Below are 13673 nucleotides of genomic sequence, written 5' to 3'. Positions count from 1 at the left end.
AGTCAAATATTTCTCCTATCTTATCATTTTTAAGAAGATTTGTCACGGATTATGCAAAGACCTTTTTCAAAACTTCCTGAATCGTTGTCACCCCAATAACCTGAATTTCCTTGGGCGGAGTGATTCCTGTCAAGGAATTCTTGGGTACATAAATCTTAGTAAAGCCCAGTTTAGCAGCTTCGTTGATACGTTGTTCGATACGATTCACGCGCCGAATCTCTCCTGTCAAGCCCAGTTCTCCCACAAAACATTCCTGAGGATTAGTTGGCTTGTCCTTGTAGCTCGAAGCAATGGCAACTGCAACGGCCAAGTCAATGGCAGGTTCATCCAATTTGACACCGCCAGCAGATTTAAGATAAGCATCCTGATTTTGCAAGAGAAGACCTGCACGCTTTTCCAAAACAGCCATAATCAGACTCGCACGATTGAAGTCAAGCCCTGTCGTAGTACGCTTGGCATTTCCAAACATGGTCGGTGTTACCAAAGCCTGAACCTCCGCCAAAATCGGACGCGTCCCTTCCATGGTCACAACGATTGATGAACCAGTTGCTCCATCCAAACGCTCTTCTAGGAAAACTTGACTCGGATTGAGTACCTCAACCAATCCGCCCGACTGCATCTCAAAAATCCCAATCTCATTAGTGGAGCCAAAACGGTTTTTAACCGCTCTCAAAATACGAAAAGTATGGTGACGCTCCCCTTCAAAGTAAAGCACCGTATCCACCATATGCTCCAACATTCTCGGCCCAGCCAAGGTTCCTTCCTTGGTCACATGCCCTACGATAAAGATGGCAATGTTATTAGTTTTGGCCAGTTGCATAAGCTCAGCCGTCACCTCACGCACTTGAGAAACAGACCCCTGCACTCCTGAAATCTCAGGAGACATAATAGTCTGAATGGAGTCAATAATGAGGAAGTCTGGCTGGATGCGCTCCACCTCAGCTCGAACACTCTGCATATTGGTCTCTGCATAGAGATAAAACTCGCTATCAATATCTCCCAAGCGCTCTGCTCGTAGTTTAATCTGCTGGGCAGACTCCTCCCCACTGACATAGAGAACTGTCCCCACTTGAGACAACTGGGTTGAGACTTGTAGGAGAAGGGTTGATTTCCCGATTCCAGGATCCCCACCGATTAGGACGAGACTTCCTGGTACCACTCCGCCTCCAAGTACACGGTTGAATTCCTCCATCTCCGTCTTGGTTCGATTGACATTGATTGAAGTCACCTCAGCCAATTTCATGGGCTTGGTTTTCTCACCTGTCAAGGACACACGCGCATTCTTGACCTCGGCAACCTCAACCTCTTCTACAAAAGAAGACCAAGACCCACAGTTGGGACAACGTCCCAGATATTTAGGGGAATTATAGCCACAATTTTGACATACAAATGTCGCTTTTTTCTTTGCGATGATAAACCTCTTTCTATATCTCTAACTCACACTCAATCACTTGGCAAAAATCAATCTTCTCATTTGGCACAAACTGACGCATGAGCATTCGATGAGCAACAACTACCACAGTCTGGTGTTCTCGATACTTAGACATACATTCTAGAAAACGAGACTTCATTTCCGTAGCTGTCTCATATTGAATAGGACTATTAGGAAGTAACTCCCCCTTATTTTCTAGAAACATAGTACGAGCTTTTTCAAAATTATCTGTGCCACTTTCATAGACCTGCCATTCATGCAATAATGGCTCCACTCTTAAAGGAAGACCCGTAGCACAAACCACATAAGAAGCCGTTTCTAAAGCTCTTGTGACTGCAGAAGATATGATTATTTCAGCCGAAGGGAGTAAAGGATTGGTGCTCAGTTCCTGAGCTTGCTGCCGTCCCTTCTCAGACAAGGGTGCCAAATCTATCCCAAATCCCGTATAAGAACGCTTCTCTAACTCACAATAATCTGGCTCCCCATGACGTACAAAGATAATCTTCATTCTAGTGCCCTGTCGATCCAAATCCACCAGTTCGAATGCCATCAGCCACATCTCCATCTGCAATTAAGAAAGGAGCAAAGACAGCCTGGACAACACGTTCCCCAACTTCGAGAATTACTTCTTGGTCTGTGATATTCTTCATCTGCGCAAAAATATGCCCTTCATTCCCAGGATTTCCATAATAGTCCCCATCAATAACGCCAACTGAATTAATTAAAACCAAGCCCTTCTTACGAGGGTTTGAAGAACGATCATAGAGGTAGAGAACCTCAGTCGGTTGCATATAAGCCTTAACCCCTGTCGGAACCAAGACAATCTCTCCTGGAGCTATAACTGTACGCACAGCAACCTTTAAGTCGTAACCAGCCGCATGTGCTGTCTCGCGCTTTGGCAATAAATTTTCATCTGTAAAACTAGAAACCAATTCAAAACCACGAATTTTCATCATCTTCTCTTTTCTATTATCATTTATTCTAAATTATTCTATCTTATTTATTCGGAAAAAGCACGAAAAAAAGAGCACACAATTCAAATCGCTTAGGGCTGCTGGATTCCTCCCCTGACCCGCTTCACGCAGAACTGTTGCTCCACTATTTATTATATCACATTCCTATTCATTTTAAAAGTTAAAAGCAAAATTATTTTTTCCGTCTATTTCTAAAAAAGTCCTGCATAATAGCTGCGCATTCATCTTCCAAAATTCCCGTTTCAACCTCCACACGATGGTTGAGACGATCATCTGTCAAGATATCGTACAAACTCCCAGCAGCGCCAAATTTCTGGTTTTTAGCCCCATAGACCACGTTTGGAATACGGGCGAGTCCAATCGCCCCACTACACATGACACAAGGTTCAATGGTCACAAAAAGCATGCAATCCAGTAAGCGCCAACTCTCCTCGCTCAGATTCGCATTCTCTATGGCCATAATTTCCGCATGCATAACTGCTCGCTGCAGTTCCTCACGCGCATTATGCCCACGGCCAATGATTTCTCCGTCCTTGACAATCACACAACCAATTGGAATTTCATCGTGTTCAAGAGCAATCTCAGCCTCTCTCAAAGCCTCCCTCATAAAGACTTCTTTTTCTTCAACTGTATAATTCATCCGATTCTCTTTTCCTACTTATCGATTTTATTATTATATCATGAATCCCAAGACAAAAAAAGCCACCGAATGCGGTGACTTTATAGGGAGATTATTATGAAAAAGAAAAGTTTAGGATATTTGTTACAACAAGTTAGGAGGTCTTCTTGTAACTGTCTATAGTATAACTGACCTATCTTAAACAAATCTTAAAAATCTCTTAGGACCAAACACTTTCTAAAATATTTGTTTGTTCACGACCAGGACCTACTGAGAAAGTAGAAATACGAACGCCAACCAATTCACTCACACGACGAACATAGTTACGCGCATTCTCAGGAAGATCTTCCAAATTACGAACTCCAGTGATATCTTCTGACCAACCTGGCAACTCTTCATAGATAGGTTTGCAACGTTTCAATTGCTCAAGACTAGCCGGATAGTAGTCAATACGTTGACCGTCAAGATCATAGGCCACACAGATTTTCACTGTATCTAAACCACTCAAAACATCGATAGAGTTCAATGAAAGGTTAGTGATACCAGAAACACGACGACTATGACGCATCACAACTGAGTCAAACCAACCCACACGACGTGGACGACCAGTTGTTGTACCATATTCATGACCCACTTCACGGATACGTTCTCCTACTTCATCAAACAACTCAGTTGGGAAAGGACCGTCACCAACACGACTCGTATAAGCCTTACATACACCAACAACCTTGTCAATTTTACTTGGACCAACACCTGAACCAATCGTAACACCACCAGCCACAGGGTTTGATGACGTAACAAATGGATACGTACCTTGGTCGATATCTAGCATGACACCTTGTGCCCCTTCAAAAAGAACACGTTTACCATTATCAAGCGCATCATTCAAAATAACAGATGTATCGGTTACATATTTCTTGATTTGTTGACCATATTCGTAATACTCTTCAAAAATATCATCGAAAGCAATCGCTTTACTGTCATACAATTTTTCAAAAAGACGATTCTTTTCAGCAAGGTTACGTTCTAAACGCTCACGGAAAATATCTTTATCCAAAAGATCGGCAATACGAATCCCAACACGAGCAGCCTTGTCCATATAAGCTGGACCAATTCCCTTGATTGTAGTCCCAATCTTATTGTCGCCCTTAGCTTCTTCTTGCAAACGATCTAACTCGATATGGTATGGCAAAATAACATGCGCGCGATCAGAAATACGCAAGTTATCAGTTGTCACACCCTCCTCATGAAGATAGCTCAACTCTTTTACAAGAGATTTAGGATTTACAACCATACCATTCCCAATAACAGAGATTTTTTCAGGGAAGAAAATCCCAGATGGAATCAAGTGCAATTTAAACTTCTTACCATCAATCACAATCGTGTGACCTGCATTATCACCACCTTGGTAACGTGCAATCACTTCTGCATTCGCTGAAAGGAAGTCTGTAATCTTCCCTTTACCTTCATCACCCCACTGGGTACCTACAACAACAACTGAAGTCATAATCTTGTCTGAGCCCTCAGGCTCTTCCTTTCTCACATACATGGCAGGACTCTCACCTGCAATTATATCTTACAATTTATTATAAGAAAAAATCGCCTTTTTATCAAGAAGAAACAATAGAAAGATTTGCTATTTCCAACTATTAAAAAATGTTTTAGAAAAATTACCAGCTATTTATTGTTATATTGCCATAAAAAAGTAGGTTTGTTCGGAAATTAACTCAGACTATCTCAACAAGAAATAAAACCTTGTTTCATTATCATCTTTTCAAGATACAAACGATAAGCAACACGATAATGGTAAACGATAAAATCCCTACGACACCCAATACCATATCTAACTAAATAATAAATCAAAAATTTAAAATGAAAATGTTCCCAGTCCCAACTATTACCAAAGAAAGTAGCATACTCTTCTTCGATACTGTCATAGAAATCAGTCATCTGATCATAAATATTTTGTAGCATAAGCATACACTCCTTTACTTTTTATGATCTTATTCTAACAAAAAATTTTAATTAATCATTAATAATTCCTGAATTGTTAAAATACCAACCTCAACAATATAAAAGATGAGAAAGATGGACAGAATAGAAACAAATTTCCTATAAACAATTCATAAAAACTATTACTCTCACTAAAAATCATCCAGTACGGTTTTAATAGCATTGAATATTGCTCAGTCTAAACTATGAAGTGATTGAATAGAAATAAAATTCCTTAATAATATCAAAAAGAAAAAAGGTTCTCTATTGTGGAAGAAGGACTCGAACCCACGACCTTCATATAATATTTGTAGTGGGTAAATCCTCTATGGATCTCATGGAACAATTACACTTTATCACAAAATTACTAGAGCTTACAGACCCTAATTTCTAAATTATGGATATCATCAATAGAGATTCCCACAAAGAAATCATCGCTAAACTGGACTACGATGCCCCATCTTGCCCTGATTGCGGAAGTTAAATGAAGAAATATGACTTTCAAAAACATTCTAAGATTCCTTACCTCGAAACGACTGGTATGCCTACCAGAATTCTACTTAGAGAGCGTCGTTTTAAGTGCTATCAATGCTCGAAAATGATGGTATCTGAAACTTCTATCGTCAAGAAAAATATCTCGCTTCGTTAGGTGCGAGATAGATTATTAATTATATAACAAAAAAAGAGGTCAAAACCTCCTTTAATTAACTACTCCGCCAGTAGGACTCGAACCTACGACATCATGATTAACAGTCATGCGCTACTACCAACTGAGCTATGGCGGATTAAAGTTAAGCGACTTCCATATCTCACAGGGGGCAACCCCCAACTACTTCCGGCGTTCTAGGGCTTAACTTCTGTGTTCGGCATGGGTACAGGTGTATCTCCTAGGCTATCGTCACTTAACTCTGAGTAATACCTACTCAAAATTGAATATCTATTCAAATCAAGAAAACCTCTCGCTTTCATATTCTCAGTTACTTTGGATAAGTCCTCGAGCTATTAGTATTAGTCCGCTACATGTGTCGCCACACTTCCACTTCTAACCTATCTACCTGATCATCTCTCAGGGCTCTTACTGATATAAAATCATGGGAAATCTCATCTTGAGGTGGGTTTCACACTTAGATGCTTTCAGCGTTTATCCCTTCCCTACATAGCTACCCAGCGATGCCTTTGGCAAGACAACTGGTACACCAGCGGTAAGTCCACTCTGGTCCTCTCGTACTAGGAGCAGATCCTCTCAAATTTCCTACGCCCGCGACGGATAGGGACCGAACTGTCTCACGACGTTCTGAACCCAGCTCGCGTGCCGCTTTAATGGGCGAACAGCCCAACCCTTGGGACCGACTACAGCCCCAGGATGCGACGAGCCGACATCGAGGTGCCAAACCTCCCCGTCGATGTGAACTCTTGGGGGAGATAAGCCTGTTATCCCCAGGGTAGCTTTTATCCGTTGAGCGATGGCCCTTCCATACGGAACCACCGGATCACTAAGCCCGACTTTCGTCCCTGCTCGAGTTGTAGCTCTCGCAGTCAAGCTCCCTTATACCTTTACACTCTGCGAATGATTTCCAACCATTCTGAGGGAACCTTTGGGCGCCTCCGTTACCTTTTAGGAGGCGACCGCCCCAGTCAAACTGCCCGTCAGACACTGTCTCCGATAGGGATCACCTATCCGGGTTAGAGTGGCCATAACACAAGGGTAGTATCCCAACAACGTCTCCTTCGAAACTGGCGTCCCGATCTCTTAGACTCCTACCTATCCTGTACATGTGGTACAGACACTCAATATCAAACTGCAGTAAAGCTCCATGGGGTCTTTCCGTCCTGTCGCGGGTAACCTGCATCTTCACAGGTACTAAAATTTCACCGAGTCTCTCGTTGAGACAGTGCCCAAATCATTACGCCTTTCGTGCGGGTCGGAACTTACCCGACAAGGAATTTCGCTACCTTAGGACCGTTATAGTTACGGCCGCCGTTTACTGGGGCTTCAATTCATACCTTCGCTTGCGCTAAGCACTCCTCTTAACCTTCCAGCACCGGGCAGGCGTCACCCCCTATACATCATCTTACGATTTAGCAGAGAGCTGTGTTTTTGATAAACAGTTGCTTGGGCCTATTCACTGCGGCTGACTTAAAGTCAGCACCCCTTCTCCCGAAGTTACGGGGTCATTTTGCCGAGTTCCTTAACGAGAGTTCTCTCGCTCACCTGAGGCTACTCGCCTCGACTACCTGTGTCGGTTTGCGGTACGGGTAGAGTATGTTTAAACGCTAGAAGCTTTTCTTGGCAGTGTGACGTCACTAACTTCGCTACTAAACTTCGCTCCCCATCACAGCTCAATGTTATAGATATAAGCATTTAACTCATATCACACCTCACTGCTTAGACAGACTCTTCCAATCGTCTGCTTTAGTTAGCCTACTGCGTCCCTCCATCACTACATACTCTAGTACAGGAATATCAACCTGTTGTCCATCGGATACACCTTTCGGTCTCTCCTTAGGTCCCGACTAACCCAGGGCGGACGAGCCTTCCCCTGGAAACCTTAGTCTTACGGTGGACAGGATTCTCACCTGTCTTTCGCTACTCATACCGGCATTCTCACTTCTATGCGTTCCAGCACTCCTCACGGTACACCTTCTTCACACATAGAACGCTCTCCTACCATACCTATAAAGGTATCCACAGCTTCGGTAAATTGTTTTAGCCCCGGTACATTTTCGGCGCAGGGTCACTCGACTAGTGAGCTATTACGCACTCTTTGAATGAATAGCTGCTTCTAAGCTAACATCCTAGTTGTCTGTGCAACCCCACATCCTTTTCCACTTAACAATTATTTTGGGACCTTAGCTGGTGGTCTGGGCTGTTTCCCTTTCGACTACGGATCTTAGCACTCGCAGTCTGACTGCCGACCATAATTCATTGGCATTCGGAGTTTATCTGAGATTGGTAATCCGGGATGGACCCCTCACCCAAACAGTGCTCTACCTCCAAGAATCTTAATGTCGACGCTAGCCCTAAAGCTATTTCGGAGAGAACCAGCTATCTCCAAGTTCGTTTGGAATTTCTCCGCTACCCACAAGTCATCCAAGCACTTTTCAACGTGCCCTGGTTCGGTCCTCCAGTGCGTCTTACCGCACCTTCAACCTGCTCATGGGTAGGTCACATGGTTTCGGGTCTACGTCATGATACTAATTCGCCCTATTCAGACTCGGTTTCCCTACGGCTCCGTCTCTTCAACTTAACCTCGCATCATAACGTAACTCGCCGGTTCATTCTACAAAAGGCACGCTCTCACCCATTAACGGGCTCGAACTTGTTGTAGGCACACGGTTTCAGGTTCTATTTCACTCCCCTCCCGGGGTGCTTTTCACCTTTCCCTCACGGTACTGGTTCACTATCGGTCACTAGGGAGTATTTAGGGTTGGGAGATGGTCCTCCCAGATTCCGACGGGATTTCTCGTGTCCCGCCGTACTCAGGATACTGCTAGGTACAAAGACTATTTTAAATACGAGGCTATTACTCTCTTTGGCTGATCTTCCCAAATCATTCTTCTATAATCTTTGAGTCCACATTGCAGTCCTACAACCCCGAAGAGTAAACTCTTCGGTTTGCCCTTCTGCCGTTTCGCTCGCCGCTACTAAGGCAATCGCTTTTGCTTTCTCTTCCTGCAGCTACTTAGATGTTTCAGTTCACTGCGTCTTCCTCCTCACATCCTTAACAGATGCGGGTAACAGGTAGTACCTGTTGGGTTCCCCCATTCGGAAATCCCTGGATCATCGCTTACTTACAGCTACCCAAGGCATATCGTCGTTTGTCACGTCCTTCTTCGGCTCCTAGTGCCAAGGCATCCACCGTGCGCCCTTATTAACTTAACCTTATTTTTTGACCTTTCAGTCATAAACTCTTATTAATACTACAGCGTTTTCGGTTTATTTTCTTGTTACTATTTGATATAGATATTCAATTTTCAATGTGCATTACTTGGTGATCTCTCACCAATGGAGCCTAGCGGGATCGAACCGCTGACCTCCTGCGTGCAAAGCAGGCGCTCTCCCAGCTGAGCTAAGGCCCCACAAGACCTCTCAAGACTAAACAAGACCAATGCGCAGTTCCTTATCCTTAGAAAGGAGGTGATCCAGCCGCACCTTCCGATACGGCTACCTTGTTACGACTTCACCCCAATCATCTATCCCACCTTAGGCGGCTGGCTCCTTACGGTTACCTCACCGACTTCGGGTGTTACAAACTCTCGTGGTGTGACGGGCGGTGTGTACAAGGCCCGGGAACGTATTCACCGCGGCGTGCTGATCCGCGATTACTAGCGATTCCGACTTCATGTAGGCGAGTTGCAGCCTACAATCCGAACTGAGACTGGCTTTAAGAGATTAGCTTGCCGTCACCGGCTTGCGACTCGTTGTACCAGCCATTGTAGCACGTGTGTAGCCCAGGTCATAAGGGGCATGATGATTTGACGTCATCCCCACCTTCCTCCGGTTTATTACCGGCAGTCTCGCTAGAGTGCCCAACTGAATGATGGCAACTAACAATAGGGGTTGCGCTCGTTGCGGGACTTAACCCAACATCTCACGACACGAGCTGACGACAACCATGCACCACCTGTCACCTCTGTCCCGAAGGAAATCTCTATCTCTAGAGAGGTCAGAGGGATGTCAAGACCTGGTAAGGTTCTTCGCGTTGCTTCGAATTAAACCACATGCTCCACCGCTTGTGCGGGCCCCCGTCAATTCCTTTGAGTTTCAACCTTGCGGTCGTACTCCCCAGGCGGAGTGCTTAATGCGTTAGCTGCGGCACTAAACCCCGGAAAGGGTCTAACACCTAGCACTCATCGTTTACGGCGTGGACTACCAGGGTATCTAATCCTGTTTGCTCCCCACGCTTTCGAGCCTCAGCGTCAGTTACAAGCCAGAGAGCCGCTTTCGCCACCGGTGTTCCTCCATATATCTACGCATTTCACCGCTACACATGGAATTCCACTCTCCCCTCTTGCACTCAAGTTAAACAGTTTCCAAAGCGTACTATGGTTAAGCCACAGCCTTTAACTTCAGACTTATCTAACCGCCTGCGCTCGCTTTACGCCCAATAAATCCGGACAACGCTCGGGACCTACGTATTACCGCGGCTGCTGGCACGTAGTTAGCCGTCCCTTTCTGGTAAGATACCGTCACAGTGTGAACTTTCCACTCTCACACCCGTTCTTCTCTTACAACAGAGCTTTACGATCCGAAAACCTTCTTCACTCACGCGGCGTTGCTCGGTCAGACTTCCGTCCATTGCCGAAGATTCCCTACTGCTGCCTCCCGTAGGAGTCTGGGCCGTGTCTCAGTCCCAGTGTGGCCGATCACCCTCTCAGGTCGGCTATGTATCGTCGCCTTGGTGAGCCGTTACCCCACCAACTAGCTAATACAACGCAGGTCCATCTGGTAGTGATGCAATTGCACCTTTTAAGCAAATGTCATGCAACATCTACTGTTATGCGGTATTAGCTATCGTTTCCAATAGTTATCCCCCGCTACCAGGCAGGTTACCTACGCGTTACTCACCCGTTCGCAACTCATCCAGAGAAGCAAGCTCCTCCTTCAGCGTTCTACTTGCATGTATTAGGCACGCCGCCAGCGTTCGTCCTGAGCCAGGATCAAACTCTCATTAAAAGTTTGAGTTCTCACTCATTTCTGTCACTGACAGATTTATTGTTTTTTCATTGTTCAGTACTACAACCTTAGTTGTAGTGCCCTGCACATTGGTTCGTCTTGTTCAGTTTTCAAAGGTCTTTGTCACTCGCTTCTCTCAAGCGACAACTATATTAGTATATCACAGTCGCTTTCGCTTGTCAACACTTTTTTGAAACTTTTTTAAACTTTTTTTCATCAAGTGTTCTAACCGCAACATACCATAGTCCGTACGGGATTCGAACCCGTGTTACCGCCGTGAAAAGGCGGTGTCTTAACCCCTTGACCAACGGACCAGAGTTGTTATTTCCAACTCTTACTATTATACCGACTTTTTATTTTTTGTCAACTACTTTTTTAAACTTTTTTTACTTTTTTTGCATGAATTCCTAATGAGCACGGATGTCAAACTCTTTAAACACAATACGTAAGTCTCTTAACACTCTTTGACGCCCTCGGAAGCGTTCATCTCTTAAGACGCGTTCTAACTCTTCTTGTTGCTCTTTATTTTGTTTACTTCTATAATCTCTTAGTGTTTCATGAAAGAGATAATAATCGTCTAGCCAGAGTCCTCCCTCACTTATACGATGACTTATCTCACCCACTTCTTCATAAAGCTCTTTATCATATCTCCGTTTTTGACTTTCTTGTTTACGGAGATAGTCTAAAATTCGATTTCGAAACTTGGTTTTGAAATATTTACGTAAGCGTGGGATATCTTCTACAAGCCCTTCTTCTCTACTAATCAATTCATGTAGGCAAATCATCCCCTCTTGATCCCAGTCCGATAACTCCCACAAATGAAGGTAATATTCATTTCTACACTTGTATACAATTCCTTGGACTTCTTCATACATTTTTTTAAGCATAATCTTCCCCTTTCTGTGTACAGTCTAACAAATTCAAAAACACTTTTGGCACATTTCATCCATTCTGCACCCTTTAGCTCCTAAACTGCACAAAAAAAGAGAGGCCTTGCCTCTCTTTGGGTTATTTCTCGTCATTCATTTTTGACTTTACTTCATCATAGGATAGTGCATGTGATTCCTCTTCTACTGTTTCAGGCATCTTTCCTGTTTCATAAAGAGATTTAATTTGTGTACTATCCAATGTTTCGTATTTCAATAATGCTTCTGCAATCAACTTGTGAGTTTCACGATTTGACTGAATAATTTCAGCAGCTTTATTTCGTGCTTCATTCAATAATGAACGAACCTCTTCGTCAATTTCATAAGCTGTTTGTTCTGAAATTGATTTTTGAGTGCTTTGTGCACCAAACATGGCATGATTACCCTCATATTGTACCGGACCAAGTTTTTCACTCATACCGTACTCTGTAACCATTGCACGCGCCATTTGTGTCGCCTGTTCAAAGTCGTTTGAAGCTCCTGTAGTTTGGACATTAAAGATGATTTCTTCAGCTACACGTCCCCCCATTAAGCCAGCCAATTGCTCTTTCATATCTTCTTTAGATAGAAGCATTTGATCCTCTTTAGGAAGTGCAATCATGTATCCACCTGCACGGCCACGTGGTACAATTGTAACCTTATGGACAACGCGGGCATTCGATAAGACTAGACCAACAATGGTATGTCCTGCCTCATGATAGGCAACCAATTCACGTTCTTTTTGTGAAACTGTCTTATCTTTCTTAGAAGGACCAGCAATCACTCTATCTTCTGCTTCATCAATATCTGAAGCATCAATTATCGATTTATTACGACGAGCGGCAACCAAGGCTGCTTCATTCAATACATTCTCTAAATCAGCACCAACAAAACCTGGAGTTTGTTGAGCCACTAATTTCAAATCAACATCTTCTGCTAAAGGCTTATTCTTAGCATGAACTTTCAAGATTGCTTCACGACCTTTAACATCAGGACGGCCAACCAATACTTTTCTATCAAAACGTCCTGGACGCAAAAGGGCAGGGTCAAGTACATCTGAACGGTTTGTCGCAGCGATAACGATAATCCCTTCATTTCCCTCAAAACCGTCCATCTCAATCAAGAGTTGGTTCAAGGTTTGTTCACGTTCGTCATTACCTCCGCCAAGACCGACTCCACGTTGACGTCCAACAGCATCAATTTCATCAATAAAGATAATAGCTGGTGCTGCTTTTTTGGCATCTTCAAAAAGAGAACGAACACGACTAGCTCCAACTCCGACAAACATTTCTACAAAGTCAGAACCTGAGATACTAAAGAATGGAACACCTGCTTCTCCGGCTACTGCCTTAGCAAGCAAAGTTTTACCTGTTCCCGGAGGTCCCTCCAGAAGGACACCTGCTGGAATACGAGCCCCAAGTTTTGTAAATCGTTTTGGATCTTTTAAAAATTCAACAACTTCAACTAGTTCTTGTTTTTCTTCTTCAGCTCCAGCAACATCTGAAAATCTTACTTTAATATCTTCTTTATTTGCAGCTTTAGCCTTACTACGTCCAAAACTCATCGGGTTACGACTATTATTTCCTCCCATATTTCCCATCATAGAGAATAGGAAGAAGAATAGAATACCGAATGGCACAATGGATACAAGAATATTAATCCACATACCACTTGAACTTTCATGCTTAACAGTTACTTCTGCCTTATGGTCAGAAGCAAGCTTTTGCAATTCTGATACTGTAGTATCTGAAGGAAGAATAATACTTGAAAATTTCTCTACTGTTGTAGCAGAAGGAGAAAAGAACTGAATGCCTGTTTCTTCTTTACTTGTTTTAGGATTTTTATAAACACCTGAAACTTCGATAACACTGCCATTTGGTTGGTAAGTCAATTCTTTAACATTGTCATCGGTAATTTCTTTTACCAATTCTGTATAATTAATTTGCTCACTTTTCCCTGCAACACTACCTGTACTAAAATACTGATAACCTGTAACTAGGAGAAAAATAAGTAATAACCATAGAAAAGGATTTTTAATTAAACCATTATTTTGTTTTTTCATTAAAAATTGTTC

The 13673-nt window shown here is 43.3% G+C and carries 8 protein-coding genes, 3 tRNA genes, 3 rRNA genes, 1 other RNA gene and 1 pseudogene; 1 reads left to right on the top strand and 15 read right to left on the bottom strand.

Features of this window, described 5'->3' with window-relative positions; genetic code table 11:
- Positions 1-49 precede the first annotated feature (49 nt).
- The 7 genes from radA to comW all read right to left on the bottom strand — a co-directional run bounded on the left by radA (position 50) and on the right by comW (position 4999).
- Entirely contained in the window at positions 50-1411 is a 1362-nt protein-coding gene (gene radA, locus QS39_RS02300) for a DNA repair protein RadA (protein WP_077804517.1), read from the bottom strand.
- A 13-nt stretch (positions 1412-1424) separates the two neighbouring features.
- Entirely contained in the window at positions 1425-1982 is a 558-nt protein-coding gene (locus tag QS39_RS02295; RefSeq protein WP_180374984.1) for a histidine phosphatase family protein, read from the bottom strand.
- Positions 1942-2385 carry a dUTP diphosphatase gene (locus QS39_RS02290; protein WP_000701985.1) on the bottom strand — a complete coding sequence of 148 codons (444 nt, stop codon included), beginning with the start codon at positions 2383-2385 and terminating at the stop codon, positions 1942-1944. The genes QS39_RS02295 and QS39_RS02290 overlap by 41 nt, the downstream gene beginning before the upstream one ends.
- Before the next feature lie 56 nt (positions 2386-2441).
- Positions 2442-2539, bottom strand: an RNA gene (ffs, locus tag QS39_RS02285) — signal recognition particle sRNA small type.
- Positions 2540-2578: 39 nt separating this feature from the next.
- Positions 2579-3046 (bottom strand): tRNA adenosine(34) deaminase TadA, encoded by a 468-nt coding sequence (tadA, locus tag QS39_RS02280; protein ID WP_077804515.1) that lies wholly within the window; start codon positions 3044-3046, stop codon positions 2579-2581.
- Between the two features lie 199 nt (positions 3047-3245).
- Entirely contained in the window at positions 3246-4532 is a 1287-nt protein-coding gene (locus QS39_RS02275) for an adenylosuccinate synthase (protein WP_001832534.1), read from the bottom strand.
- A 230-nt stretch (positions 4533-4762) separates the two neighbouring features.
- Entirely contained in the window at positions 4763-4999 is a 237-nt protein-coding gene (gene comW / locus QS39_RS02270; RefSeq protein ID WP_000940045.1) for a sigma(X)-activator ComW, read from the bottom strand.
- A gap of 415 nt (positions 5000-5414) precedes the next feature.
- Here comW and QS39_RS02265 point away from each other — a divergent pair.
- Positions 5415-5651, top strand: a pseudogene (locus tag QS39_RS02265) (transposase family protein); the annotation flags it as partial.
- Between the two features lie 77 nt (positions 5652-5728).
- Here the strand turns inward: QS39_RS02265 and QS39_RS02260 are convergent.
- The 8 genes from QS39_RS02260 to ftsH all read right to left on the bottom strand — a co-directional run bounded on the left by QS39_RS02260 (position 5729) and on the right by ftsH (position 13661).
- A tRNA-Asn gene (locus QS39_RS02260) sits at positions 5729-5802 on the bottom strand.
- A gap of 5 nt (positions 5803-5807) precedes the next feature.
- Positions 5808-5923: ribosomal RNA gene (gene rrf / locus QS39_RS02255) — 5S ribosomal RNA — on the bottom strand.
- 76 nt (positions 5924-5999) lie between these two features.
- A 23S ribosomal RNA gene (locus tag QS39_RS02250) occupies positions 6000-8900 on the bottom strand.
- 124 nt (positions 8901-9024) lie between these two features.
- Positions 9025-9097 (bottom strand) — tRNA-Ala (locus tag QS39_RS02245).
- Positions 9098-9148: 51 nt separating this feature from the next.
- A 16S ribosomal RNA gene (locus QS39_RS02240) occupies positions 9149-10694 on the bottom strand.
- The 16S, 23S and 5S rRNA genes sit together here with 3 tRNA genes alongside, the layout of an rRNA operon.
- A gap of 242 nt (positions 10695-10936) precedes the next feature.
- A tRNA-Glu gene (locus QS39_RS02235) sits at positions 10937-11008 on the bottom strand.
- Positions 11009-11101: 93 nt separating this feature from the next.
- Positions 11102-11581: a sigma-70 RNA polymerase sigma factor region 4 domain-containing protein gene (locus tag QS39_RS02230; protein ID WP_077804514.1), complete on the bottom strand. Its 480-nt coding sequence runs from the start codon at positions 11579-11581 to the stop codon at positions 11102-11104.
- A gap of 121 nt (positions 11582-11702) precedes the next feature.
- The gene (ftsH, locus tag QS39_RS02225) at positions 11703-13661 is read right to left on the bottom strand and encodes an ATP-dependent zinc metalloprotease FtsH (protein WP_077804513.1); all 1959 of its coding nucleotides are present in this window, start codon (positions 13659-13661) and stop codon (positions 11703-11705) included.
- Between the last annotated feature and the right edge of the window lie 12 nt (positions 13662-13673).

The sequence above is a fragment of the Streptococcus mitis genome (assembly GCF_002005545.1).
In the GTDB taxonomy this organism is placed as follows: Bacteria; Bacillota; Bacilli; order Lactobacillales; family Streptococcaceae; genus Streptococcus; species Streptococcus mitis_I.
This window is presented reverse-complemented; position numbering and strand designations above follow the sequence as displayed.